A 24,881-nucleotide genomic window follows, 5' to 3' on the forward strand; every position below is an offset into this window, starting at 1 on the left:
GCTGCTGCTCCTTATTTCAGTGTGCCAAAACCGACGATGTCCACATGAACTTTGATAGTGAATTTCGCTTTTTTATATAGGGCGAGACCCGTTTCGCGTGTCCATTTGCCAACATATTTTTGGCGAATGCTCTCCTGGATCTGCGCCGGGTCAACCCCTTGCTTTTGAAAACGCACCAGCATCTCCATGCTTTCCTTACTGATCCGTTTCTCAAGCTCTTGAACCATGGTCCGAAATTGCCCCCGCTTCTCCAAATCCTTGCTGCCTGAATAGCCCACCAGCATCCCTCTTACCCGAAGCTCGATGTGGATGACAGGCTTTTTCAGGTTGCCATTGCTTCTTACTTTCGTTTTTGCCCGTACAAAATCGAAGACGACCTTTTCCGTTTGTTTTTTACCTGTCTTCGCTTCGTGCTTGAACTCGAAGCTCATACGGGGCAAGCGCTTTCTACCCAGAAACCCCTGAACCAGCTTTCCCTCTCGCTGTGAGTACATTCCAATCATCTTGTCCACTCGAAAAAGGGCCACCTTGGTGATCTGAATCTCTCCGTCACTGCGGATAAGATAAGGAAGATTGGGGTCCATCGTATTGCTAGTCATCATAAAAACAAAATCGTGAATGGTCGCAAAAGACGAAAAGGCCGTTTCCATTCGCGGATGGAGCAAGTTGTTCATATACGTGTTGATTTCCGGACTGTGGTTATAGGTTCCTTTGATGACATCTTTCGCTTTTCCTTTTACGATGGCAATGTGTACATTTTCTCCGACAATCGGATTGCGATAGAGATCAAGGATGACTTTTCCGATCCCTACTTTGCGTGCGTATTCTTCCCCGAACAAAATCACGCGCAACTGTGAGAGGGACATAGTCCTCTCCGCTTTTGTCGCGAGATTAAGCATCGCTTCACTCGTCATCGAGGCAACCGTAGCGTATACCTGCGTGGATTCTTTATTTTTGGAGGGAACCGGTACGGATACGGTGATATCTATCTTTTTACGATCCACATAATCGAAGCCCATAACCCCAATCATGGCCATGTCTTCCAGTGTCGGCCGTTCAAGTTCGCCCCCACAACCGCAAAGGCTGAGCAAGAGGATAACCGTAGCAATGAACCTGCTCGCCCTCTTCATGATACCTGCTCTCCTCTACCGAACCTCAAGGAATGAAGCAATAACAAAAAAATCGGCCATAAGATCAATCCATAGGCCATATAAACAGAAACCTTGTCATAAATATAGCGTTGTTTTTCTACAGATAATGGCCCCACAATGAATAGAAACGAAATGATTGTCGGTAAAAGCAGATGCCACAGCTTCATCTTGCCTGCTATTTCTTCCAAACCGGTACGGGCAACCCACAAGTATCCCGTACTCGTGCTAAGAATGAGGAAGACCCAGAGACCAATCCCGAGATTTTCAATCCGCTCCAAAAAAGACAGCTCTACAGCCTTAAACAAATTCAATACGGGATAAATGAGATTGTCCATTTGCCATTCGGAAAAATAAGATACGCTTGTGATCAAAATCAGGACGTATAACAAAACAACGCTCCATACCGCAATCAGCACATGCTTGTGTGCCTTGTTCTTCTCTTGGATATATGGATAGAAAAACAGGACCAATTCATATCCAAGCATGCTCGCGGAAGAATTGTGTATGGTTTCTGCTATACTGCGCCAATCGGTATTAATAAGAGGAAAAATATGCGTAATTCCTCCCTTTTGAAATCCGTACTGCAAAAGAAAAACCATCCAGCCCGTAAAAAAGAAAGTTAGCAGACAAAAACGCGCGATCAATTTGATGCCGCCATTTGTAATATAGACCATGACCAAAGTCAATCCGATCAAAGGTAATGTGACTGTCTGATTGTTCAGCATGGAGGTTTGCACCAGCCTGACATATCCTTCATTCGCGGTAGATACATTCAGAATGGCATAGACGATAATCAGGATATTAAAACAGCGTCCCAGCCATTTTCCCAACAGCTTTTCGTGAATCCGAAAAAGATTATCCTCTGGATAGCGCCGGCACAAGGCCATCATCGGAATTAACGTTAAGCTGACGATGCATCCCAACAAAATCGGAGACCACCACAGATTGTAGCCTAGTTTGCTGGCAGAATGAGCCAGTCCAAGTAAATTGACCCCCACTATCGTATTCATAATCAATCCGATTACTAGGATCGGATTCAGGCTGTCAATTCTCCCTCTATCCATCTCCCTAGTCCTCCCCAACTGGCCGGATATTCTTTTGCTTTGCCCGGGACATGCGGTTGCGATTGACGATAAACCTCAATGGTGCACGTACGAGACCATTCATCAAATCGGTCCATTGACGCGGAACTCCCGGGGCCATGTACGGCGTACCGAGAGAAGTCAAATTGAGTAAATGCGCGAATAAAAACGCCAGTGTCAGCATCTGGCCGTACATACCCAATATACCTGCCATCAAGATGAAACCATAGCGAACGAGCCGAATCGCATTACTCATCAAAAAATTGGGTGGCACAAAAGAAAGCAGTGCCGATACAGAAACAAGGACGATCAGGATATTACTCGCTAACCCCGCTTGTACAGAGGCTGTCCCGATCACGATACCGCCAACGATACCGATTGTCTGACCGATTTTAGTCGGCATGCGTATCCCCGCTTCCCGCAAGATCTCGATGACGAGCTCAATAATGAGCACCTCGATCACGGGCGGAAAAGGCACCCGACTGCGCGATTCAGACAAAATCGTCAGCAAAGCGGGAGGAAGCATTTCCGGATGGTACGTCAAGACAGAGACGTAGCTGGAGGTGAGCATAATGGTGATAAACAATCCGAAAAAGCGAATCATTCGAAGCAAGCTCGCCGTAGACCATCGATTGTAAAAGTCTTCGGGGCTGCTAAACATCTCCAGAAAGGACGTCGGACAGATCGCGGCATCCGGGCTTCCATTCAACATGATTACGATCCTGCCGTCCAACAAAGCTGCTGTTGCATTGTCAGGCCGACCCGTCAAGCCAAACTGCGGGAACGGAGAATACGGCTTGTCCTCCAGCATTTGCTTTAAGACAGGCATCCCGACAAATCCATGGTAAGTAACATTGTCGATCCTTTTTTTCACGCGCTCCACATTTTCCGCGTTCGCGATGTTGTCCAAATAAATCACGGCTACCTTGTTGTGCGCCTCAGTGCCAATCGTGTAGCTCGATACTTTCAAATGAGACGTAGCGAGTCTTCTACGGATCAAGGACAAATTGATCTCCAGCATTTCAACAAAGGAGTCTTGCGGTCCAAGGACGGTTGCCTCCGTCTCGGATTTTGTAATGGAACGATGCGCGACCTGAAATGTATTCACATGAAGAATGAGATCCCTTTCCAGAAAAAACAAGATGGTATGACCGCGTAGCAAGTTACTCATCAACGTCTCCATATCGTCAAGAAGACATTCCTGTGAGAAAGGGAGCACCTCCATCGGATCTCTACCATCGGAACGCTGCAACGGAAGAAAGACATTCTCATAAATCTGGGACACATCCACCAGCGAATCGAGAAAAAAAACGTGTACCTCCTCGTCATTCATCTTCAATGACAAGCTGCTGAGGTCATCCACGTTTTGCATACGTTGTTTTACCATATCCGGTGTAATTTGTTCGCTTCGCTGCGCATGAACCGAACGGATGCGCTGCTTTGCTTGTATGGCCTCTACTTGCGCTCTCCACCAATCAGTCGGTTTCATGCTAGATCCCCCTTTTTTTTCAGGAAAATCTTTCTTACTTTGACCTATCTGTGGTTACTTTATCCAAAAAAAATAGAAAACGGGAGCCGAGGCCCCCGTTGAACTATCTCGCTACCCATATGAAACGATTAAGCGAACTGCTTAGATAAGTTAGCCATTTCGATCGCTGCCGTTGCTGCTTCCCAGCCTTTATTGCCTGCTTTTGTTCCTGCTCGCTCGATGGCTTGCTCGATATTGTCTGTCGTCAAAACACCAAAAATAACGGGTATCCCCGTCGATAGTGATAGAGACGCAACGCCTTTTGCGGTCTCATTGCAGACATAATCAAAATGTGGAGTGGAGCCACGAATGACAGCTCCCAATGTCACAACCGCATCATAGCGACCGGATTCCGCCATTTTTTTGGCGATCAACGGAATTTCAAACGCACCCGGTACCCATGCCACATCTACCTGCTCATCCTCTACACCGTGACGCTTCAGGGCATCGAGAGCCCCTCCGACCAGCTTGCTTACGATTAATTCGTTAAAGCGTCCTGCCACAATCCCTACACGCAAACCTGTTCCAACCAAATGTCCTTCGAATGTTCTCATCGTTTATTCCCTCTCCTTATCCTTGCAGATGAAGCAGGTGACCCAGCTTCTCTTGTTTTGTTGCTAGGTACTGTTTGTTGTGCAGATGCTCCGGCATTTGAAGCGGCACCCGTTCTTCTACCGTTAATCCGTAACCGGTAAGCCCGCGAATTTTTCGTGGGTTATTAGTCAAAAGCCGCATGCGTTGCACGCCTAAATCCCGCAAAATTTGCGCACCAATACCGTAATCTCGCAGATCAGCGGCGAATCCTAGCTTTTCATTGGCCTCAACCGTATCCAAGCCTTCCTCTTGCAGCTTGTAGGCACGCAGCTTATTAATCAAGCCAATGCCTCTGCCCTCCTGGCGCATGTACAATAAAATGCCGCGTCCATTCGCCTCGATCTGTTCCAATGCTGCGTGCAGCTGTGGGCCGCAGTCGCAGCGATAAGAGCCGAAAATATCGCCTGTCAAGCACTCCGAGTGAACGCGGACGAGAATCGGCTCATCCGGACTGATCTCTCCCTTGATGAGAGCTACATGCTCTTTGCCATCCAGCTCATTCGTGTAAGCGGCAATCCGAAAATCACCGTAGGCGGTCGGAAGCTGCACTTCGATTTCCTTTTTCACCATGGATTCCGTCTGCATCCGATACGCGATCAAGTCTGCAATGGTAATCAGCTTGAGATCAAAGCGACGTGCGATCTCTACCAATTGCGGCAGACGTGCCATGGAGCCATCTTCATTCATAATTTCGCAGATCACTCCGGCTGGAATGCCCCCCGCCAAGCGAGCCAAATCAACTGCCGCCTCCGTATGTCCCGCTCTGCGCAATACACCGCCAGCCTTCGCGATTAACGGAAAAATATGTCCCGGTCTGCGGAAATCGTCTGCGACCTTCTGCTCGTCAAGCATGGCCAAGACCGTCTGAGAACGCTCATGAGCGGATATCCCTGTGTGTGTACTCCCTTCATCGATGGACACGGTAAAAGCCGTTCCTTGCTTGTCTGTATTGGCATTCACCATCGGAGCCAGCTGCAAGCGAGTTGCGTGCTCTTCTGTCACCGGTACGCAAACGAGTCCCCTGCCATGTGTGATCATGAAGTTGATCATTTCAGGCGTAGCCGCTTCGGCCATGCAGACAAAATCTCCTTCGTTTTCTCGATCCTCATCGTCTACCACGATGACCGCCTTGCCCTGACGCAAATCTTCCAATGCTTCTTCTATGCTGTGAAACATGCTTTCTCCCTCCTACTCACGCGAAGCCGTTTTCCTGTAAAAAGGCTAGACTGAGCCCACCAGATTTTTCTGTAGTGCCATGGTTTTGATAGCCTAACAAACGCTCCACATATTTGCCGATGACATCCGTTTCGAGATTCACCAAGTCCCCAGGGCGTCTGTCTGCAAGACTCGTATTCGCCAGCGTATGTGGAATGATCGAAACGGTAAAACCGCTATCGTTTACGTCCACCACAGTGAGACTGATGCCGTCTATACAAATCGATCCACGGGCAATCACGTACTTCAACAGCTGCGGTTTGGCCTCGATCCGAAACACGACAGCATTCGCATTCACCTCTCGTGAAGCAACCATTCCGGTCCCGTCTACATGTCCGGAGACGATATGCCCCCCGAATCGGTCCCCCAGCCGCATCGCTCTCTCCAAATTCACTCGCTGTCCACTGCGTAATTGGTTCAAGCTCGTCTTGTTCATCGTCTCTGGCATCACATCGACGCTAAACTGGCGATTGGTATAAGAAGTAACGGTAAGGCAAATACCATTGACCGAGATGCTGTCACCGAGCTTCACCCCTTCGAGTACCTGCTGTGCGCGGATGACCAGTCGACTCGCCTGCTCGTTCCCTTGAATCGATTCCAACACGCCCACTTCTTCGACCAGTCCTGTGAACATGCTCTCTCCTCCTCACTCGCTACGTCTGATCCTCCCATTGTGGGTACCCGCAGATCTGTACATCGCTTTTCCCGATCGGCGTGATCGTGACATTTGCCAGCTGTACTGCTTCTCCCATCGTCGCAAAGCCTTGACCTCCAAATGGCGAAGGTGCACCGCTTCCCCCGATCAGCTTTAGCGCGATATGGCTCACGACCTTTTGAATCGCTCTCGCCTGCAAAAAGGAGCCATTGACCTCCTGCCCGCCTTCCACAAGCAACGAGGTAATCCCCAACTCTCCCAACGTATCCAGCACCTTTTCCACGCGAATTGGCCCTGCCGTTGTGATGACCTTTACTCCGCTTGCCGCAAATAGCTCCTGCTTTTCCTTTGGGGCTGCATCTGTCGCAAAGATCCATGTCTTCGCATCTGCATTCTGGACCACATGGGCATCCAGCGGCGTCCGTAAATGGCTGTCCAAAATCACGCGAACTGGCTGGCTTCCAAAACGCTGCTCCTCCTGCCGCGCTGTCAACAGGGGGTCATCCGCGAGAATCGTCCCAACCCCAACGAGGATCGCATCGTGCTGCCTGCGCAATTCATGCACCTCTGCCCGAGCCTCTGCACCAGTAATCCATCGACTGTGTCCCGTGAATGAAGCGATTTTCCCATCCAATGTACTGGCTGTCTTTACCGTCACAAATGGACGTCTTGTTTGGATGTAATGGAAAAAGACTTCATTGAGCGTCTTCGCTTCCTCTTCTCTCACGCCCACCGCTACTTCCACTCCTGCTGCCCGCAGCATCTCCATTCCTCGTCCCGCCACCAATGGATTCGGATCGAGCGTCGCTACAACGACACGACGTACATCAGCTGCGATCAACGCCTCTGCACACGGCGGAGTTTTCCCGTAGTGACTGCAAGGCTCCAAGGTCACGTACGCGGTCGCACCTTGCGCTTTTTCCCCTGCCATCCGCAGTGCGTGCACCTCAGCATGGGGCTCTCCTGCCCGCAGATGCGCTCCCATTCCGACGATGGTTCCATCCTTCACAATCACAGCTCCGACCATGGGATTCGGACTGGTTTGACCTCGTGCCGATCGTGCCAGCTCCAGCGCCAGATCCATGTACTTGCTGTCCTGTTCCATACCGCACTCCTTTCTATTCCAGCATTCCAGCCAAACAACACAAAAAGCCCTTGAAACCTCAAAGCGTTTCAGGGCATAGGGAAAGAAGCCTTACCTCATCCGTTTTTCAAAAAAACAAATGAAGAAAGCACAAAATCTTCTTCCATCCGGACTGTACCGTCGGCTCTGGACTTTCACCAGATCAGTCGCTGCCAGTGTAGTCAGCGAGTCGCGGGCTCAGACGTACGTACGCCATTACCGCCGGTCAGGAATTTCACCTTGCCCTGAAGATTGTCGCTATGAAGTTTTATGAAAAATAAAAACGCCCATGAATATTATGCTCAGGGCGTTCAGAAAGAAGCCTTGCTTCTACCGTTTTTTGAAAAAAAACAGCGAAACAGGCCGTTCCAAATACCTTCTCCCATCCGGACTGTACCGTCGGCCTTGGATTTGCACCAAGTCAGTCGCTATCAACTGCTTACGATAGCGAGTCGCGGGCTCAGACGTGCGTTCGTCATTACCGCCGGTCGGGAATTGCACCCTACCCTGAAGGCTGGTATTCAGTTAGGCAAAGTATAGCATATTTTTTGCGATTGTCTGTAATCATTTATGGGAGAAGTGCACTTTTACCCTTGCTCGCACATTTCGAGGACCGTCAGTAGTTCTTTTAAATCCCTAATGTATGCCCTTGGCACAACACCATTTCGCTCCATGTCCTGCTCGTTCCCTTGATAGGCAATAAAAGCAACTTGTCCGTCGCATGCCGCCTTACCATCGATCCACGAATCCCCGATCATCGTCCAAGCCGAAACAGGCCAATCCGGCTTGCGGCTGCGAATATAGTGAATGCCCGATGGAGATGGCTTCAAGATCGTCATCTGCTCGCGGGCGACGATTTCGTCAAAATAAGAGGCGATTCCCGTCTCGTTCAAAGCCTCCTCCGCAGCGGCATAAGCGTTGTTGGTCAGGATATACAGCTGATAGCGGTTCTTCAATTCTTCTAACACTTCTACCGCGTGCTGCTCCAGCACAGCGCCATGCATCCCTTCCTTTTCGATCACGGTTACCGCATCCCACATCGCTTGCTCCAGCTCTCTCGTCATTTGCTCTGCTTTTCGCCCGATCTCAATGAGCTGTGATGCGGTACGCTCTTCCCACTCAAGTGTGGGAGAAACGATCCCATTGTCCACCCATAGCTGAAAGATGGCCCGCTTCATCTCTGCGAAGTTGATCCTGGATTGCAATAAGGTATTGTCCATATCGAAAATAATGCCTTTTTGAAAGGTTATGCTCATTTTGTGCCTCCTTTTTTGATAATACGCCATGCTTGTCCAAGAATGACGGAATAATCTGGTGGCTGCTCCTCCCATTTTATCAAAAAGAGGACGATCCCTCCGTCATTTTATAACTTTTGGGACAGTCCCCTTTCTGGAGTTCGGTATTGAGTTCCTATTGCTTCTTCTTGGCGCTGTCTACTTCATACGGCACATCCTTTGGAACGCCTCCAGCTGGCCAGTCCTGTGCCTTTTTGGCAAAGTCTGGACGCGGCTTGGACAAAATATAGGCAGCTAGGTCCGCTGCTTCTTGATCGGTTAGCGAGCCTTGCTTGATACCGCCCATTTCCCCTAGAGGCATATTGCGCTGAATGTAGCCAGCAGCTTTGGAAATACGGGCCATACCTGCACCAATATTGAAGGAGTTATCCCCCCATAGAGCTGGTCCAGAGTTTGGTCCTGTACCTGAACCATCAGCTGCGTGGCATTGTAAACACGATTTTTGAAAGAGGGCTTCTCCATTTGCCACATTCGGTTGAGGTACGCTCTTCATATCATTTTTCTCTATCCACGGGCGCTCTTTAATGCCTACTGGTACATCTGTTGAGATATACGACAGATAGGCTACCATCGCTCTCATTTCATCGCTGTTGTAAGGCAATGGCTTTCCGTTCATGCTTCGTTGAAAACAACCATTGATGCGATCTTCAATGGTAACCACTTTTCCAGACCTTGGAATGTACTGGGGATAGACTGCGGTGACACCCGTTAAAGGGGAGGTCGCATCCATTCCGGCATTACCGTGACAGCTAGAGCAAGAGAGCTTATTCCCTGTGTATTCGGGGATCACTGTGCTCGTTTCATTCATTAACTTATGTCCATACTTAATCGATTCTCCCAATGGCCCTTCTGGCACCTTGTCCATACTAGGCGGGGTGTAGGAATCTAGATTGATTGCTCCCGATGCCCCACTCGCTGTTTTATCTTTGGCCTCACTCGCTGTTGAGGTGGGTTGGGCGGTCTGCTGTGTAGCGCAGCCAGCAAAGACCAGCATCGCCACTACAGCCATGGACAGCTTCTTCCAGCCTGTCTTCTCTTTTTTGATCATAGGTCTCACTCCTCCATGTTGATCGTGTATTCACTAGGGTAAGAGTAGCAAGAGGCGTGCCAAACGATTAAAACAGGAAAACGAACGACTTAGGGCTTCCAAACAGCAAGAAAAAGAAAAGACCATGCCAAAATGTCATGGTCAATCCGCGACAAAATGTCATGGTCGCAGCTCGTACTCTTCGATTTTTCGATACAGATTACGTACGCTGATCCCCAGCTTCTCAGCTGTCTTGGTCTTGTTCCATTGGGAAACGTCCAGCACGTGCTTGATATGTTCTCGCTCTACATTTTTCAGTAAAAATGCCTCTTCCTCGCCCGTCTCTGCTGATGTAGTGAGCTTTCGATCTGACGGGTTGTGAGGTACTGGCTGTGCGTGCGGAAAGAGATCCTTGTCGTCAATCTCCTCTCCTTTTGCCAAAACGACAGCGCGTTCGATCATATGAGCCAACTCCCGAACATTCCCCGGGAATGAGTAGGCCAAAAGAGCTGCCTGCGCTTTCACAGAAAGCGGTTTGACCGGATACTTACGCTTGAGGCGATTCAAAAAGAAAACAGACAGTGGCAAAATGTCCTCTCTTCTCTGCGTGAGAGGTGGAATCGTTATATCCATGACATGCAGCCGGAAATAAAGATCGGATCGAAACGTTCCTTCTTCCACTTTCTTTTCCAGATCCGCATTGGTAGCAGCGATGATCCGAACATCCACCTTGTGCAGAATCGGGCTCCCTATTCGGCGAAATTCACCGGTTTCCAGAAAACGGAGCAGCTTGACCTGCAAAGGAAAAGGCAAATCCCCTACTTCATCTAAAAAGAGCGTTCCTTGATGGGCAATCTCTACCAGTCCCTTTTTCTGAGCAGTTGCGCCAGTAAAGGCTCCCTTTTCATGCCCGAACAGTTCACTTTCCAGCATCGTTTCTGGTATTGCTCCCAAATTGATCGGTACGAATGCCTCTGATGCCCTCTCACTACATTCATAAATGAGTCTCGCGATGACATCCTTCCCTGTCCCACTTTCCCCTTTCAAGAGAACGAGAAAATCCGTACTGGCTACTCGCTTGGCGGTAGCTAAGACCTCCTTTAGCTTCGGGCTTTCCGCAACGATTTGAAACGTCGTTTTCCCGTTTGTCGATAGAACTTCTCTCAACTGTTGGTTTTCCTCGGTCAACTGCTGTTTTTCGACGGCCTTGGAAATCAAAACCTCCAATTCATTGAGGTTGTAAGGCTTTGTCAAATAATCATAAGCGCCGCGTTTCATTGCTTCGATCGCTGTTTCAATGGTTCCGTGTCCCGTCACAACAATGATTTGAATCGCAGGAGAGGTTTCCTTGCACCATTGCAGAAAGGAGAGACCGTCCATCCCGGGCATTTTCAAATCAAGCAAAATGACATGAATCGTTTCGCTGGTTACTAGCTTTTGTGCACTAATTCCGTCAGATGCTTCCAGCGTGGTATATCCCTTTCTCTTCAATCGACTGGTTAATAGATGGCGGAAATCTGCTTCGTCATCAACAATGAGTATACGTGTGTCAGTGTGCATCTTTTGTTCATTCCCCCTTTGCCGACGGCAGGATGACCGTAACAGTCGTGCCTATGTTTGGCGTACTTTCGATCTCGATTTCTCCGCCTAAATTCGTCACAATCCCGTAGCAGACCGATAACCCGAGACCAGTCCCTTTTCCAGGAGGCTTGGTTGTGTAAAAGGGCTCCAAAACATGTGGCAAATCTGCTGCGGGTATACCGCATCCATCATCCCTGATCCTCAGACGGAGTCTATCATTCGATGGAGAATCGGTTGCTATCTCAATATTCCCTCGCTCCTGGGTCGCGTAAAGCGCATTGGTTAACAGATTGAGCAAAATCTGCTGAAGCTGCCCTGGGGTAGCAAGAAGAAACGGAGCAGAGGCCGATAGAGACTGGTTCACCGTTACTTGTTTGACACGTATTTCATGGGACAGAAGAATGAGAATGTCTGATAGTACTTGATGAATATCTACTTTTTCTACGATAACGGGTGATTTCCCCGAAAAGTGCAGCAATCGGGTCGTGATTTCCTTGCAGCGGTTAATTTGTTTGTCCATCGTGTCCAAGTATTGGGTAAGCTCTCCTGTGTCCTGTAACTCTCGAATATCCTCTTCCACCAGACGGTCTCGCAAGTCTTGTCCATACAACGACAGAATGCCTAATGGATTATTGATTTCATGGGCGATTCCCGACGCCAAGAGTCCAATAGCAGCGAGCTTGTCTGCTTGTGCGATTGCGGCTTCCAGCTCTCGTTTCTCCGTGATGTCCTCGATAACCTCCAGAAAAGCAGACGACTCTTTCTCCGGATGCAGAGGAAAAACCTGATGGCGATAAGAACGGACACGTCCATCCTGATCGACTCTGGTGGAAATAAGGTCAGTCTGCTTTTCGTTTACCATTTGTCGTGTTCGGAGCATGCAACTACTGCATGAACTGAATTGCTGACCAATCGTCAGATGGCAGTCTTTCCCTAGAAGATTCGCCGCATCCTGGAACCACGCCGACGCTGTTTGGTTAATCCAGCGAATGCGAAAAGATTCATCTACGAGAATTAGCCCCATCCCCATGCCACTGACGACGAGATCAAGCCGTTTCTTTTCATCCAGAAGCTGATTGGTCTTCGTCTCCAGACTCTGTGCCATTTCATTGCAGGACGAGGCTAGTCTGCCAATTTCATCTGAGGTCGTCACTGGTATTCGCACGGATAAGTCGCCACCTGCGATTTTTTGCACAGCGGATTCAATCTTTTCCATTAATCGGCTAAACGAGACAGAAAACACAATGCTAATCCCCAACACGATAAGTGCGATGAATAAGGTCGTAAAGAGCAGGGACTGTTCCAATTTTGAAAAGGCTGCAAACGCCGTTTGGCTCGACTGCTCCAGCATAATGACCCAATGTGTGACAGAAGAGCGCTTGGCATAGTTGACCATGACATCTCCATTGGAGGCTTGATACGTACGGATAACAGGCTTGTCTGTTCGATCTGGTAGTGTCCATGAGGGAGGAACCGCTTGTTCATAATAGGTCAAAGAGCCATCAGAAGGCTTGCCCAGCATAAACGGATCTGCAAACCTATCGCTGTTCCCATCTGTGACAAACAAGTAGGCCTCGTTTTCATATCGAGCTCGCAGCGTGACTTGTTCGAGCAGCTGCTTTACATTGAGGTTTGCGTACATGCCGCCTTTTACACCATCGGCAGATACATGAGGAATCGCGATCGTTACCAGCAGCTTCCCTTCCGCTGATCGGACAATGCTTCCGATGTATGGCTTTCCCGACTGGATGGTGGGAAGAAGTTGGTTGTCTTGCTCCCTGATTGTGTTCAGTCTCTGGTGCTTCCAGCGATTCAGCAAAAACTGCGGCTCTCCATCCTGATGAAAAATCGCGACCTCCTCCATATAAGGGGAGGTTTTCAATAACGTATTCAATAAAAAATATGCATCATCATTGCTAGGGCGTTCATTGAGAAACCGCTGCTGAACCACCTCCATGGATTGGGAGGTATGTAAAAAAAGCATATCCAACTGCGCCAACGTATTTTCCACGTAAATCTGATTGGCTCTGTCTACCTCTTCTCGAACCTTTTCTTTACTGGTATCCAGATTGATAGAACCAAGAAACAGAAAAGGGATGATGGACATGCATAGTCCAAACAGGAGCATCTTTGTCTTCAGTCGATTGATGCGCGGTAGTCTGCTCCTCCTCATTTGTTCTTCACCCCATACCATTCCTGTGCCAGTGACCACTGTTGATCGGTTACGGTAATCGGAAGCTTGGACAAGGAAGTAGCATTGACAACCAATCGCACGTCATCCGGCCATTCGATTGACAGCGCGGTAGGCGGCACACCATCCAACACCCGCGCTACCATATGAGCAGCCTGCATGCCTTGTGCATGAAAAGAAACGCCGTAAGCGGCATACAAACCAGCCTTCACCTGCTCGGGATAAGAGCCCATGACAAACAATTGCTTCTCGATCAAAAGAGGCAAGCAATCGGTAATCGCGTCTTCCAGAACATAGCTAGGTAAAGGAAGCATGGCGTCGTATTCACCTGGAGAGAGCCTACTGAGCAATAGCTCTAAATCTTTTGGAGAAGCAACCTGCTCCACCTGCAAGCTAACACCGAGCAAGGAAGCAGCTGACCCTGCTTCTACGATGGCTTGCTCTGTCGTAGGAGCATGAGAATCGGCAATGATCAGAATGCGCTTGGCATCAGGCAACAAACGAGTGGTCAGCTCCAACCTTTTCCCAATCACATTCATTTGGCCATTGCTGATTCCACACGTAACCGTCCCCTCTGTCTCAACAAGTGGTAGCTCGACCAATGAGGCGACACCAATAAAAACGATAGGAACCGTCGTTGTCTCCTGTTGAATCAAAAAAGTCTCGTGCGCCCCTGTCGTGACGACGACATCAGGCTTTTTAGAAATCAGGTCCTGAACAAGAGCGCGCTCCTCTTCAAGAGTTCGAGCCGTGTTCAAATAAACAGGCGCATACTGAACACGCACTTCTTCACTGAGACCCAGCGATTGTAATCCCGCCTTTAATCCCGCTACTTTATCTTTTCGATCCTCATTGGCAATCACAATTCCTATCGTGTACAGATCGACGTCCTGTTTTTGCTGACTACTAGACCAATCGAGCAGAGTTCCTGTCACTAACAAGATGAGAAAGAGGATTTTCCTTTGTTTCTTCATCGGTATCACATCCATCTCTCATCATAGCGGCAAATGATTGCAGAAAATGTGAATAATTAACAAACCTTGGTCTAGAATACGGATTAGTCTAAATAATATGTTTTCCGTATTAATCATGATGATTTTATATATTTACTTTCACTTGTGTCATGGTACAATCCACCACCTATGAGTTTTTAGTCTTCACGACACGCGCAAAGTTTCTCTCAGCCGATTGCTTATACAATCGGCTTTTTGTATACAGTAACGCAGCCAGTGAGTGGCAACCCCATCTCTATCTGTCACAACTTTATGCAATTTCTGGTGTATTCTATGACACTGGGTACTTAACGGTTGTGTTGCATTGTGAAATGCCATCTTGAGGCTAAATTGTGTTGCGTGAAGCTCTAAAAAGAGTAAGATTCGCCGTCGTGGATACAACACAATTGGTCTTGTGCTGCAGTCTTAGCGTGGTTAAAATCGGCGTTTTTAGCTGTCCACATCCTTTAACGGTGTTTATCCGCGTTTTGCTGGTGCTACCCCGTCAAGTCCAATAAAAAAGAGCAGCTTTCGCCGCCCCTCGTGGTTACTACTTTTCCCACTTGCCGTTTTCCAACACGAACTCTACAGCCATGTTCGTCCCATCTGCGTAATGTCTCAGTACGTACAGACTTTCGCCTGACTCATGTAGATGGATTTGGGGCATTGAGTCCCCTACTTGTCTCCCCTGATTCGATCTTGGAAAGTGCTGTCTTGCTCATATCTGTACGTTCTGCAAGCTTATTCAACGATATATTTTCCCGTTGTCGGTAGGCGTGGAGTATATTTCCGATTTGCGTAGACATACGATGCCCCCTAAAAAAATTTATCGTTTATAATAATGATTTGGTAATATTTTACTATTCAAAATTTATTAAATCTTGCAATCGTGCATAATTAATAAAGAGGTCTACCGTTTTTCAAACAAACCCTACTTTTTCAGCCTCTTGGGCAAAGGTCAGCCAGGAGCCTCATGTTATGAGACGGGAAAATATACGTAAACCTTTCACAAGATTTCATAGTTGGAAATAGTTTGAAATTATTACGTTTTTATAGGAATATAGTCTTGATTGAACTTTGTGGAATCGAGTATAAGTATATTTCGGGAAGGGTGCCTCAATTTTGAATAAAAAGAGAATAATTTTGACTGTAGTTTTAATTATTGTGATTGCTGGTCTTTTTTATGCATTTGATAGGATGAAATATACATCTCTTAATGAAAAAGCATTAAATCAGATCACGAAAAATGATGAAGTTCGTATTGACATTCGTAGAGAATCTGATAGTGCAAGAGTTTCCGTTACAAATAAGGAAATGGTAGATAAAATTTTGAATGAATTATCAGTTGTGGAACTTAAAAAAGAGAATTTTACAGAGATAGATGGTGACTATAGAGTACGAATATATATTAATGGAGTAGAAAAGTTGAGCATGGCAGTATTCGTTGAAAAAATTTATGTGATGATTAGTAAAGAGGGTGATTATAAGATCGTGAATCAAAATAATTTCAAAAAAATGTTTGAAGATCCAAGCTTAAAGTGGGTTGTTTCAAAGGATAATTCAGATTAGAAATTAAGGGTCTGTCAAGATTTTTGTGTAAACTCAATCAACCGATAATGAAAAGGTTTCATCCCTAATTAGGACATCTTTCACGGAACCAACAGGGTCAAGGGCGTAAGGCGAAGTGAACCCTTGACGCGTTGGTGTAGAGAGACAATCCCTTCGGGGATGAAGCCTTTTTTTGTTAACGGATGTGTGGACGTACGCGATCCTCAAAGAAAACAGATAGCTGCAGTATTTGTTGGTAAACAAGTGGGAAGTGATATGGATGGACGATTCTGCCACGCGAAGGAAGCCAACATCAATTTTCCCATCCTCTAAAGCTTTCCGTTGCTCGGTAGATGTCATTTCTATATAGAGACAGCTCCACCTCGGGAAAACGCTCTCGAAATCCCTTTATGGTGTTAACCAGCATCGTGCCTGCTACCGTAAAACGAACCTGTCTCTTGTTCCTCTCCAACAGCTTCACGACAAAAAGCAACAGCAGTGCGCTGTCGCTTTTTCGGCGGCTCTTAGCGTTCGCTGCCCATTTCCAGCTATGATCAATCCGTTAATGAGCGCAAATATATTCCCTCCGTAGAACAAATCCTTTGGAGTAGCTCCGTGTATTTATCATCACCCGAATATAAAGGTAACGAAAAATCAAAATTTGACCATACACAAATCTTCATATCTTCAAATACAAACACGGTAGAGACTTTCTCACGAAGCCCTAACTCAAGGAATAATTCAAAATCATGTAGGTGTTTTATTTTCATGCTCTTACTACCAGATGCTTTCAATTGTGTATGAATTTCTTTAACCCTTATTTTTTTATTCTCACTATCTAGAGCATCTGCTGCCATTTCGACGTTTACTTTAGGTAATGTTGTTTCTATCCAAACTGAATTGTACGCCCAAAGTTTACGGAATACCTGTTTAAATTTCTCTTCTTCTCTTAGATAGGAAATTAGGGTAGGATTATCATCCGTCCTATCAAAAAAGATATTAACCTGTTCAAACACAGTTTGATTTTTTATTTGCAAGGGGAATCTATCCAGATTAAAACTTTTTTGTGGGAAACGTTCCGCCACAAGGTGACTATGATCTAAGAGAGCCGTATCACACTCTATATCTTTTTCCTTATCCTCTGATGGAGACCATTTCTTTCCCCATATACCCTCAACTATCTTAGTGAAATTCATCCAATTTCCTCCTCAAGCTTATTCTCGAAGGATTTTACCTGTATCATACAAGTCTAGATTTGCGCTGACAATCCCTGTTGGGTGAACACAAAAAAGCGACAGCTATGAGCTGCCGCTTTCTCCTATTCAGCGATTACGGAGTGCTGTTCGGTGTATCACCAGGGATCCGCGGTACATCCGGCTTGCCTTCCGAGTTGTTATACAAATACGTCGGCACATCGCCAATGATCAAGGAGTGCGTGATCGGGATTTTCGTCGTGACCGTCTGCTCCTCAGTCGCAAAAGGGATGACGATGCGCAAATCGACCTCCACGAAAATATAAACCGTCGCCAGCACCATGTTGATGCCTGCTTCCTTCAGCTCTGTCTCCAGCTTGGTCTTGACCGAGCCAATGGGCACGAAAGTCACTGGCAAATTCGGCCCCATCGATGCCAAAAAGGAGTTTCCTGTAGCCAAACCAAGCGGGATCGTGCGGTCTACTTTTTCCTGTTCGAACTCTTGGAGCTTATTCTGGACTCTCGCTGTTGTTTCGCCCACGATTCTTGCATATTCCTTGAAGTTGAACTGATACGCCTGAATCTGCCCCTTGTTGTTCTTCTCGATTTTGACAATCTGATTGAAGTCGACACCTTGCTGGGAAATCCGCTTGGTTACAGCATCTGTGATCGCTTCTTTCGCCAATTGCTCGGCTTTTTGCGTCGCCAGGATCATAAGAGTAGGCTCCAATCGATTTTGCAAAAACACAAGGGTCTGTATCGTCAAAACAAAAAAGATAACCAACGCGATCAAAAACGCTCTCGTACGTGAAAGCGGGTTTCTCCAACGCCGACGGGGTCGAAATACGGCCAATCCCGACACCTCCCAACTGGTACATCCTATGGTTGGAAGGTGGAAAAAAGACTACGTGTACAAAGAGTCTGAATTTCTATTTTTTGGAAAAATTAAGATACAAGCCAAATCCGATCAGCCCTGCGACAAACATCAACTGGGCAAAGACCAGCATCCCAAATAAAGTGAAGGCACCCGCCAAGAATGGAGCCATGAGAAAACCAGCGAAGAACCCGCTTCGACTCAAGAGCCCCTGCACCCCCATCACCTTGCCGCGCAGCTCGTTTTGGGCTTGCTGCAAAAGTGTGCTCTCATAAACCTGTGCTGCCCCGGAAAAAAGACCCGCGAAAACCAACAGCAGAAGCACAAACACAGCATGGTTTGCCGCGAATGCCCCTACAATCCCCGCGGAACAAACAGCATAAGCGACGAGCATCCCATTCACCAGCTTTACCCGCAAACGAGCTGCCACATAGGAGCCAAGCAAGCCTCCGACACTCATCGCCGTCCACATCAATCCGTGCAGAGTAGCATCACTACCACGCAATTGATCCGCCAAAAAAGGCAACCCGTAATTATACGCAGACGTACTGAGCGATACGAGAAAAGCTAACAGACTAATTGTCAGAAGTACGGGTGTTTCCCGCAAGTAGCGAAGGGTGACACGAAAGCCGCTCGATACTTTTTTCGCAGCTCGCGCATTGTCCCCCTTCTCCTCCCACCGAAGTCTCGTTAGAATCCATGCAGAGAAAAGAAAGCTGGCGGCATCCAAAACGATCACAATCGTATAGCCATAATGATCTGTCAGCCATCCTCCCAGCATGAAGCCTATAATGCCTACCGATGATTCCAGCCGAACCTTCCATCCATTGACCTGAACCAGTTGCTCACTCCCAAAAATTTGCGGCATGGATGCCTGAAAGCTAATATGAAACAGCGTATACAGCATGCCATTGAGAAAAGCCGCTGCAATTAATACATACGGTGTCGGATAAAAAGCGATGGCCACAATAGCAAGACCTGCCCCCATGTCGCTTGCGATCATGGTACGCCTTCTGTCCATTCGATCGGCCAATATGCCTGCCAAGGGACTAAACAGCATCCCTCCTAGTTGTCTTGCCACAAAAAAAGCGGTCATCCAATAAGCACTATGTTCAAATGTAAAAATCAACGCGCTACACGCAATCAAATTCATCCGTGATCCCAAGGACGACAACGCATTGACATACAAATACCATTTGTGATTCATCTGCATCCAAACCTCCCGATCATGACAGGTGGTTTGGATCAACGCCCCCCCTCTAGTGGGTGCGTACACTGATTATGGCAGTTGACATGCACATGCCTCCTCTTGAATGAAAATCGGAAAGCTTAGGTTCTCGAAACATTTTGATGGGGGACGTCTCCCCAAATCGCCCTGTACGGCATTTGTTGCCGTACCTTCATAATAGGTGGTGAGTGAGCTGATTGTCGATAGCACAAAAAAGACGCTTTTTCTCTAAAAGCGCCTTAAACTCAAGTAATCCTGTTGATTTACAATGCAATAATAATGGTAATTCATTTCCTCTTGGGCAAGCTCAGGCTATCACTTCTCTTGAAATTTAATCATATGGTGTAGGGAGTATGACTTTCGTTTGGGAGGTTATTTATGAATCTGGAACGTCTGGAACAAGCATTTGGCTCCCTCGTTTCGCCTACTCCTGCCCAGCTTAGACACGCTCTCGTATCCCTGTCTCCTTGCATGGAACAACTCGGTCCATACATCCCGGAGCCGCTAAACCTCCCTTATGGGCGCAAAGTATTATTCTCCACGCCACATGTAGAAGTGGTCTTGATCCATCTGCCGACAGAACAAGAATCCATTCCGCATAATCACGGTGATTCTTTTGGATGGGAATTGGTAATCTCAGGCACGTTAACGAATATGATTTATGTCCAAACGAATAATGAAAATGAAGTTCTACGAGCACAAACAACTCATGTCAGCACGGGTGAATACTATTTTGTTGAGCCTGGGGAGATTCATGCCATTCGCAACAATGGACAAAGTCCGGTTGTTTCCATAAACGTTTACAGTCCTCCATTGCGTAATTGCCGCCAATATTGCCCCTTTGAACCGACAACGTAATACTGATTTTCGTTTTTCTACAGGTTTTCTGTTATTTCCGATAGCTCATCCGCAGAGCTGGCTACCTGTGCCACTGCTTGGTTCATATCTTCCATGACTTTGAAAAAGTTTTCCAGCTCCCGCTGAATTCGTGAGCTCTGTTCTTTACTGTCTGAGACAGCGCTCATGATTCCTTCAAAAAAGGCATTCGTCTCGTTTGCTACCGCAGTGCTCGATTGGACTAGCGATTGAATTTCTACCACGACAGACGAGAGAACCACTGTCTGTTGGTTCGTCTTTTCGATCAGCTCACGCACACCGAACACTGACTTTTTTGTCTGTTCTGCCAACTTGCGTACCTCATCGGCTACGACAGCAAATCCGCGTCCTTGTTCGCCAGCCCGTGCTGCTTCAATCGCAGCATTTAAAGCCAAGAGATTCGTCTGCTCAGCAATTGCCGTCACGACCTCGACAATCCCTTGGATTTTTTCGGCGTTTTTCTCCATCGCGTTCATTTCTTCCGAGATTTGCTTGACGCTGCTCTGAATCAAGCACATTTGTTCCTGCTGTTTTTCCAGCTTTTCTTTACCTTCACGGGACAGCTCTTGTGCTTTCGTGGAAAAGCCCGTGCCATTTTCGGCAAAACGAAGCACTTCTCTCGACTGTTCTGTCAATTGCACCACAGACGCGCTGTTTTCTTCTGATACCGCTGCCAGCTCATGTGCGGAATTGGTCAGGAGGATTCGCAGCTCGTCCTTTTTGTCTTGATCCGCTCGCCGCGCCTTTTCATGCTCGTTTTCATATTCCTCCAGCACAATTTGCTGTTCGATGCTGAGAATCTTCGTGACGGCCCTGAAGGCTTGTACGAACTCGTCTTTGTCCGCGATGTTTTTTTGCAAGAGATCAATCAAGGAGACCAGCATGTTTTGGAATGCACTCAAGTACCATTTTGGTTCCAAGCCAATTCGCATATGAATAACCGCAATTCTACTGCGCTGTTCAATGTAAGCGCTGTCGATGCGTCCGCTAAACATTTCGCAGATATGGCGCTTCAACGTTAGTTTCAACCGTTCAATCGTGCTGTTTTGGTTTACAATTTTCATTAAAAGCGGTTCATTTTCAATACTGGCATAAAAGTAATCAATAATAGCCTCAATATTTTGAATGATAAGTGGTTGAAGTGCTTTCACAATGCTCAGTTCTTCTTCGGTCAGGTTGATCATTGCTAGTTGCTTCGCGAGTGTGCTTTTCCCTTCAATCTGCACTTCCCCCTTTTCCTTCACCCCCTGAAAAAAAGATTCACTTTTTCCTTTCCCTTTTAATCCAAAAAAGGTGGAAAACGGACATGTGCTCATAGCCTGAACTCCTTTTATCTGAGTACATATATCTCTGCAATATCCTTTCAATTATATACCTCTTTACAAACGGGTGTAAACCGCCCACCTTGACAATGGGCGGTTGAATGAGCCTTGCTAACGCCTACATTTCCGCTTTCCTCACGACTGCCCGTTGCAGCTTCCAGCTTGTCTTGTCCCATTTCCAGTACGACTCCACATACGCAATCGTATCGGCGTTGGCTACACCGCTGACTCTCTGCTCCCCTTTTAATTCACAGATGCCATCGCGGTTTTCATCGATAGGCTTGAGTACGCTGAAGGTGTTAGGCAAGACCTCTACTGGAGAAACCAGCTTCCCGTTCTTGTAGACACCATTTTCTTCATAGATTTTTTTGCGATCAGACAAATCGAGAACGACAGTCTCCCCCGTCTCCTTGATCGTCAACGACACTTTGTAATGATCCTGATAGGAGCCCGAAATCGTCAAGGGTTGCGGAACAGGCAGAATCACGGGCTTATTGTTCTTGTCTGCGAACAAATAAAACTCAGACGTCCCTGCACTGCCCCCAGTCGGCGCCTGAAGCAAAATTTGTTGCACACCCCCTCCGGTAAAATCACAAAAGAACATCTCCGGCTGATAGGCGCCATACGGTGTTGTAAAAAAAGTTGTTTTTTTCGCAACGGGGTCTTGCACCATGATTTTTAAGTGTTCGAAGTAAGGGCTGTCTGCTGCAAATCTCTTACCTAGCAACGTTATAAGATCTGGCTTACCATCGCCTGTCACATCCTGCCGTTTAATCTGGATTTCCTCAAACACAGTCGGAGGAGGCTGTACGTCTCTCGCCTCCAAGGCAAGAGCAGCTTGTCCCCACCCGGCTCCTGTCAACATCCACACGATACAACCAATCATACCTGCCCTCTTGCTTGTCCACATGTCGATACATCCACCTTTTCATCTGCTCAGCTTATCTGTAGTATGCAAAAAATGGCTTTGGTCATACCGTCCTACACGGTAAAATAAGTGAGAGGGAATGTAGAAAGTAAGGAACACTATGGCAATAAAACGTGCGGAGGTTCGCATGAGTACGAATCAAAAGGAATTACCATCACTAGCCGTAGCGGGAAAACGGACGAGTTGACGTTCATACATATAGGATGAAGGCTTTATCGAGGAGGCGAACTTGCATGACGACTCCCAAGCAAGAGCGCATATCAAAGGCTCCGCCTAGCCGCCGAGCACTTCGCTCTGCTTATGAACTGATTCTCACACAAATCTGGCCCCGTCTACCCGCCGCAACCGAATCCACTTGCAGGAGAATCGAACATGAAGATCAGACTCGTACAAAACGGAATCATCACTGAGGTAGAAGACATCGAAGAGGCTGCTACTCCACCTGTGAACGGGTTTTACTGGATTCATGCCACGCCATTTGATTTGGATATTTTACAGCCGCTGTTTGGACTGCATCATCTGGCTGTGGAGGACTGTATCGACGAGGAAGAACAGCGGCCCAAGCTGCAAAACTACGAGGATCATTACTTTATGGTCATCAATGGCATTACCTTCCACAATCATGATATCTTCTTGCGTGAAATCAATATTTTTCTCGGTAGCAGCACCATCATTACCGTAACGAAGCAGGAGGCCCCTGAATTTACTACCATGCTTTCGATCATCCGGGAAAAGGAAGTCAATCACCCCGATGCATTTCTATACTATCTGGTCGATCAAATTGTCGATCTTTATTTTGATGTGACCGAAAAAATTGAAGACCTGCTTGAAGATCTGGAAGAACAAATTTTGATGCACACGAAAAAATCCCATCTGGATCAAATTATCGGGCTGCGCAGTGAAATCCTGTACGCCCGTAAAATGCTCGTTCCCCAGCGGGATTTGATTGACGCCCTACATAAAAAAGAACTCCCGCTCATTCAACCTTATCTGCGGAAGTACTTTGGCGATATTGTAGACGATGCCAGCAAAATTGTAGAGAGCTTTGAAGCTTTTCGCGAGCTCATCGGGAACTTGCGCGAAGCGTATCAAGCGGCGCTTGCTGGCAGAGCCAACGATATTATGCGTGTTTTTACCGCCTTGACGACGATTTTTATGCCGTTGACGATTGTGACCGGTATATACGGGATGAACTTTGATGTGATGCCTGAGCTTCGTTCACCCTACGGCTACTACATCGTGCTGGGATGTATGGCGGTAATCGGCACGACGATGTTTATCATTTTTAAAAAGAAAGACTGGCTCTGATTAAACCAAATCGCCACAAGCGATGATCATGAGCGTCAGCATTTTGGACAAGTCATACTCATAGGGATGCTCGATATCCCGACCGTTCTCATCCACCAGAATTCTGACGATCGGACGGCTCGGCATTCCTTTGTTCGAATCGACAACGACACCAGACAGACCATTGTTCAGGGTGACGGTCAGACCAACCGGGTAGAGTGCAATCGTATTTCGTAAAGCCTCTACATAGACTTGGTCAAACAGTTTGCCTGAACCGGAGTAGAGCACCTCCATCGCTTCGTGAGGAAGCATTCCGCGACGGTATACCCGATGCGACGTCAGGGCATCGAATACATCAGCCACAGCCATCAAGCGACCAAACGGATGAATCTCTTCTTTTTTCAGGTGCCGTGGATAACCCGTGCCATCCCAGCGCTCGTGATGCTGAAAAGCACAGTGGGCTGCAAGCAACGGGATGTCGTCTTGCCGACGAAGCATTTCAAAACCGATCTCTGTATGTCTTTTCATAATCTCAAATTCTTCTTGCGTCAGGCGGCCCGGCTTTTTCAAGATGTTGTCTGGGATATGCACTTTTCCGATGTCGTGGAGCATACCGCCGATACTAATCTCCAACACATCTTTTTCCGAACAGCCGGTATTGATGGCAAGAGCTGTGCTATACAAGGCAACGTTAAATGAGTGTGTGAATATGTAATTGTCGAAGGCGCAAGCATCCGCCAATAAATTCATGGCTGAATCACTGTTGTTCAATTCATCCGCAACGATTTGCATGACATCACGCAGCTTACGTCCCAAACCCTTCTCCGAAAAAAGCTGCTGCCATTTGTCCGGGACTTGATGAACAGTTCGGAATGTATCGTGAATCATGGACATTGCTTGTCTGCGAGTATTTTCGGAAATGACTGTCTCCACGATGATATCATCGGTGCGCTTATCTTGGATGTAGAGACTGTTCACGTTTTTGGTTTTGAGTCGAGCTATCATTCGTTGGGTCAGTTCTACTCCGGCCCCAACGAGAATCGTTCCATTCTCTGTATAGATGGAACGAGCCAGTTTATCACCCGGCTGGCATTTTTGAATGGATTTCAGTCGCATTTCCTTTCCTTCGCCTTTCCTCAGGGTATCCCTATTATAGCGTGATTCGACTTGATTCTACATGAAATTTTTTCT

22 protein-coding genes and 2 riboswitches are annotated in these 24,881 nt (G+C 47.2%); of the genes, 3 read left to right on the plus strand and 19 right to left on the minus strand.

The features are described from left to right. Nucleotides 1-11 precede the first annotated feature (11 nt). From HPY31_RS13995 to HPY31_RS14055, 13 genes are all read right to left on the minus strand, one after another. The gene (locus tag HPY31_RS13995) at nucleotides 12-1,130 is read right to left on the minus strand and encodes a Ger(x)C family spore germination protein (RefSeq protein WP_172141215.1); all 1,119 of its coding nucleotides are present in this window, start codon (nucleotides 1,128-1,130) and stop codon (nucleotides 12-14) included. Further along, nucleotides 1,127-2,215 (minus strand): GerAB/ArcD/ProY family transporter, encoded by a 1,089-nt coding sequence (locus tag HPY31_RS14000; RefSeq protein WP_172141216.1) that lies wholly within the window; start codon nucleotides 2,213-2,215, stop codon nucleotides 1,127-1,129. The genes HPY31_RS13995 and HPY31_RS14000 overlap by 4 nt, the downstream gene beginning before the upstream one ends. Before the next feature lie 4 nt (nucleotides 2,216-2,219). After that, nucleotides 2,220-3,722: a spore germination protein gene (locus HPY31_RS14005; protein WP_172141217.1), complete on the minus strand. Its 1,503-nt coding sequence runs from the start codon at nucleotides 3,720-3,722 to the stop codon at nucleotides 2,220-2,222. Nucleotides 3,723-3,850: 128 nt separating this feature from the next. Then, nucleotides 3,851-4,315 (minus strand): 6,7-dimethyl-8-ribityllumazine synthase, encoded by a 465-nt coding sequence (gene ribH, locus HPY31_RS14010; RefSeq protein ID WP_015893048.1) that lies wholly within the window; start codon nucleotides 4,313-4,315, stop codon nucleotides 3,851-3,853. A gap of 16 nt (nucleotides 4,316-4,331) precedes the next feature. Next, a complete protein-coding gene (locus HPY31_RS14015; protein ID WP_172141218.1) occupies nucleotides 4,332-5,531 on the minus strand; it encodes a bifunctional 3,4-dihydroxy-2-butanone-4-phosphate synthase/GTP cyclohydrolase II in 1,200 nt (399 codons plus the stop codon). A 16-nt stretch (nucleotides 5,532-5,547) separates the two neighbouring features. Next, nucleotides 5,548-6,204: a riboflavin synthase gene (locus HPY31_RS14020; protein ID WP_172141219.1), complete on the minus strand. Its 657-nt coding sequence runs from the start codon at nucleotides 6,202-6,204 to the stop codon at nucleotides 5,548-5,550. A gap of 19 nt (nucleotides 6,205-6,223) precedes the next feature. After that, complete coding sequence (gene ribD / locus HPY31_RS14025; protein ID WP_172141220.1) at nucleotides 6,224-7,330, minus strand: bifunctional diaminohydroxyphosphoribosylaminopyrimidine deaminase/5-amino-6-(5-phosphoribosylamino)uracil reductase RibD; 1,107 nt, start codon at nucleotides 7,328-7,330, stop codon at nucleotides 6,224-6,226. Nucleotides 7,331-7,460: 130 nt separating this feature from the next. Then, a riboswitch (FMN riboswitch) is annotated at nucleotides 7,461-7,605 on the minus strand. A 113-nt stretch (nucleotides 7,606-7,718) separates the two neighbouring features. Then, nucleotides 7,719-7,867: riboswitch (FMN riboswitch) on the minus strand. A gap of 68 nt (nucleotides 7,868-7,935) precedes the next feature. Beyond that, nucleotides 7,936-8,604, minus strand: a complete 669-nt coding sequence (locus HPY31_RS14030; protein WP_172141221.1) for an HAD family hydrolase — start codon at nucleotides 8,602-8,604, stop codon at nucleotides 7,936-7,938. A 154-nt stretch (nucleotides 8,605-8,758) separates the two neighbouring features. Continuing rightward, the gene (locus HPY31_RS14035) at nucleotides 8,759-9,691 is read right to left on the minus strand and encodes a c-type cytochrome (RefSeq protein WP_172141222.1); all 933 of its coding nucleotides are present in this window, start codon (nucleotides 9,689-9,691) and stop codon (nucleotides 8,759-8,761) included. Nucleotides 9,692-9,850: 159 nt separating this feature from the next. Further along, nucleotides 9,851-11,230 (minus strand): sigma-54-dependent transcriptional regulator, encoded by a 1,380-nt coding sequence (locus HPY31_RS14040; RefSeq protein ID WP_172141223.1) that lies wholly within the window; start codon nucleotides 11,228-11,230, stop codon nucleotides 9,851-9,853. Between the two features lie 7 nt (nucleotides 11,231-11,237). Continuing rightward, nucleotides 11,238-13,424 carry an ATP-binding protein gene (locus HPY31_RS14045; RefSeq protein WP_172141224.1) on the minus strand — a complete coding sequence of 729 codons (2,187 nt, stop codon included), beginning with the start codon at nucleotides 13,422-13,424 and terminating at the stop codon, nucleotides 11,238-11,240. Then, on the minus strand, nucleotides 13,421-14,416 hold the full coding sequence (locus tag HPY31_RS14050; protein ID WP_172141225.1) for an ABC transporter substrate-binding protein: 996 nt from the start codon (nucleotides 14,414-14,416) through the stop codon (nucleotides 13,421-13,423). The genes HPY31_RS14045 and HPY31_RS14050 overlap by 4 nt, the downstream gene beginning before the upstream one ends. 662 nt (nucleotides 14,417-15,078) lie before the next feature. Next, complete coding sequence (locus HPY31_RS14055) at nucleotides 15,079-15,240, minus strand: helix-turn-helix domain-containing protein (RefSeq protein ID WP_172141226.1); 162 nt, start codon at nucleotides 15,238-15,240, stop codon at nucleotides 15,079-15,081. Nucleotides 15,241-15,556: 316 nt separating this feature from the next. Between HPY31_RS14055 and HPY31_RS14060 the strand changes: the two genes are divergently transcribed. Continuing rightward, a complete protein-coding gene (locus HPY31_RS14060) occupies nucleotides 15,557-16,003 on the plus strand; it encodes a hypothetical protein (RefSeq protein WP_172141227.1) in 447 nt (148 codons plus the stop codon). Nucleotides 16,004-16,536: 533 nt separating this feature from the next. On the opposite strand, the gene HPY31_RS14065 is transcribed toward HPY31_RS14060, so the two are convergent. The 3 genes from HPY31_RS14065 to HPY31_RS14075 all read right to left on the minus strand — a co-directional run bounded on the left by HPY31_RS14065 (nucleotide 16,537) and on the right by HPY31_RS14075 (nucleotide 19,256). Next, nucleotides 16,537-17,178: a hypothetical protein gene (locus HPY31_RS14065; protein WP_172141228.1), complete on the minus strand. Its 642-nt coding sequence runs from the start codon at nucleotides 17,176-17,178 to the stop codon at nucleotides 16,537-16,539. Between the two features lie 133 nt (nucleotides 17,179-17,311). Next, nucleotides 17,312-18,037: a sporulation protein YunB gene (yunB, locus tag HPY31_RS14070; protein ID WP_172141229.1), complete on the minus strand. Its 726-nt coding sequence runs from the start codon at nucleotides 18,035-18,037 to the stop codon at nucleotides 17,312-17,314. A 67-nt stretch (nucleotides 18,038-18,104) separates the two neighbouring features. After that, nucleotides 18,105-19,256, minus strand: a complete 1,152-nt coding sequence (locus HPY31_RS14075) for an MFS transporter (RefSeq protein WP_172141230.1) — start codon at nucleotides 19,254-19,256, stop codon at nucleotides 18,105-18,107. A 399-nt stretch (nucleotides 19,257-19,655) separates the two neighbouring features. Here HPY31_RS14075 and HPY31_RS14080 point away from each other — a divergent pair, with 399 nt between their 5' ends. After that, a complete protein-coding gene (locus HPY31_RS14080; RefSeq protein ID WP_172141231.1) occupies nucleotides 19,656-20,135 on the plus strand; it encodes a cysteine dioxygenase in 480 nt (159 codons plus the stop codon). Between the two features lie 17 nt (nucleotides 20,136-20,152). Here the strand turns inward: HPY31_RS14080 and HPY31_RS14085 are convergent, their stop codons facing one another. Together HPY31_RS14085 and HPY31_RS14090 are read right to left on the minus strand one after the other, a co-directional pair. Further along, nucleotides 20,153-21,469 (minus strand): globin-coupled sensor protein, encoded by a 1,317-nt coding sequence (locus HPY31_RS14085; protein ID WP_172141232.1) that lies wholly within the window; start codon nucleotides 21,467-21,469, stop codon nucleotides 20,153-20,155. A 124-nt stretch (nucleotides 21,470-21,593) separates the two neighbouring features. Further along, nucleotides 21,594-22,385: a hypothetical protein gene (locus tag HPY31_RS14090; protein WP_172141233.1), complete on the minus strand. Its 792-nt coding sequence runs from the start codon at nucleotides 22,383-22,385 to the stop codon at nucleotides 21,594-21,596. 390 nt (nucleotides 22,386-22,775) lie between these two features. Here HPY31_RS14090 and corA point away from each other — a divergent pair, with 390 nt between their 5' ends. Then, nucleotides 22,776-23,711 (plus strand): magnesium/cobalt transporter CorA, encoded by a 936-nt coding sequence (gene corA / locus HPY31_RS14095; protein WP_172141234.1) that lies wholly within the window; start codon nucleotides 22,776-22,778, stop codon nucleotides 23,709-23,711. Here the strand turns inward: corA and HPY31_RS14100 are convergent, their stop codons facing one another. Next, nucleotides 23,712-24,806 carry an HD-GYP domain-containing protein gene (locus tag HPY31_RS14100; RefSeq protein ID WP_172141235.1) on the minus strand — a complete coding sequence of 365 codons (1,095 nt, stop codon included), beginning with the start codon at nucleotides 24,804-24,806 and terminating at the stop codon, nucleotides 23,712-23,714. Between the last annotated feature and the right edge of the window lie 75 nt (nucleotides 24,807-24,881).

The sequence above is a fragment of the Brevibacillus sp. HB1.3 genome (assembly GCF_013186635.1).
Taxonomy (GTDB): domain Bacteria; phylum Bacillota; class Bacilli; order Brevibacillales; family Brevibacillaceae; genus Brevibacillus; species Brevibacillus brevis_D.